General features: G+C 48.8%; 1 rRNA gene. It reads right to left on the bottom strand.

Annotated features, from left to right (window positions below):
- Window positions 1–72: 72 nt before the first annotated feature.
- A 16S ribosomal RNA gene (locus EKM78_RS12200) occupies window positions 73–1646 on the bottom strand.
- Between the last annotated feature and the right edge of the window lie 194 nt (window positions 1647–1840).

The raw sequence follows: 1840 nt of genomic DNA, 5'->3' as shown, positions 1-1840 counted from the left end.
GAGAGTAGACCTCTCAAAACTAAACAAAGTTTTAACTTGTGTATTCCGTGGTACCTAAGTACCTATCCTTAGAAAGGAGGTGATCCAGCCGCAGGTTCTCCTACGGCTACCTTGTTACGACTTCACCCTAATCATTTGTCCCACCTTAGACGGCTAGCTCCTAAAAGGTTACCCCACCGGCTTTGGGTGTTACAAACTCTCATGGTGTGACGGGCGGTGTGTACAAGGCCCGGGAACGTATTCACCGCGGCATGCTGATCCGCGATTACTAGCGATTCCAGCTTCATGTAGGCGAGTTGCAGCCTACAATCCGAACTGAGATCGGTTTTAAGTGATTTGCTTGCCCTCGCGAGTTCGCAACACGTTGTACCGACCATTGTAGCACGTGTGTAGCCCAGGTCATAAGGGGCATGATGATTTGACGTCGTCCCCACCTTCCTCCGGTTTGTCACCGGCAGTCTCACCAGAGTGCCCAACTGAATGCTGGCAACTGATAATAAGGGTTGCGCTCGTTGCGGGACTTAACCCAACATCTCACGACACGAGCTGACGACAACCATGCACCACCTGTATCCATGTCCCCGAAGGGAACCTCTAATCTCTTAGACTTTCATGGTATGTCAAGACCTGGTAAGGTTCTTCGCGTTGCTTCGAATTAAACCACATGCTCCACCGCTTGTGCGGGCCCCCGTCAATTCCTTTGAGTTTCAACCTTGCGGTCGTACTCCCCAGGCGGAGTGCTTAATGCGTTAGCTGCAGCACTGAAGGGCGGAAACCCTCCAACACTTAGCACTCATCGTTTACGGCGTGGACTACCAGGGTATCTAATCCTGTTTGCTACCCACGCTTTCGAGCCTCAGCGTCAGTTACAGACCAGAGAGCCGCCTTCGCCACTGGTGTTCTTCCATATATCTACGCATTCCACCGCTACACATGGAGTTCCACTCTCCTCTTCTGCACTCAAGTTTACCGGTTTCCGATGCACTTCCTCGGTTGAGCCGAGGGCTTTCACATCAGACCTTATAAACCGCCTGCACTCACTTTACGCCCAATAAATCCGGATAACGCTTGCCACCTACGTATTACCGCGGCTGCTGGCACGTAGTTAGCCGTGGCTTTCTGGTTGAATACCGTCAATACATGAACAGTTACTCTCACGCATGTTCTTCTTCAACAACAGAGTTTTACGATCCGAAAACCTTCTTCACTCACGCGGCGTTGCTCCATCAGACTTTCGTCCATTGTGGAAGATTCCCTACTGCTGCCTCCCGTAGGAGTTTGGGCCGTGTCTCAGTCCCAATGTGGCCGATTACCCTCTCAGGTCGGCTACGTATCATCGCCTTGGTGAGCCGTTACCTCACCAACTAGCTAATACGCCGCGGGTCCATCCTAAAGCGATAGCAGAACCATCTTTCAAACAATGACCATGTGGAAATTGTTGTTATGCGGTATTAGCACCTGTTTCCAGATGTTATCCCCCACTTTAGGGCAGGTTACCCACGTGTTACTCACCCATCCGCCGCTCACTCAAATGTATCTTCATTTTGATGCAAGCATCAAAAATCAGTTACCAGAGTTCGCTCGACTTGCATGTATTAGGCACGCCGCCAGCGTTCATCCTGAGCCAGGATCAAACTCTCATATTTTGATTGTTTGTGACTCATTTATTGCTTATTACTAACGAACTGACTTCGTTATAAATTGTTTACCTTAATTTAATTAAGGCCTACACAATTAGCGTTAAAACTTTGTTCAGTTTTCAAAGGTCTACTTCTTGTTGGTCGCCGAAGCTCTCAACAAGCGACTTAATTATTTTAACATGTTATCAACTATCTGTCAA

The organism is Companilactobacillus furfuricola, from assembly GCF_003946325.1.
Classification (GTDB): Bacteria; Bacillota; Bacilli; order Lactobacillales; family Lactobacillaceae; genus Companilactobacillus; species Companilactobacillus furfuricola.
Note: the sequence above shows the minus strand (reverse complement) of the source record. Positions and strands in the feature narration are given on the sequence as shown.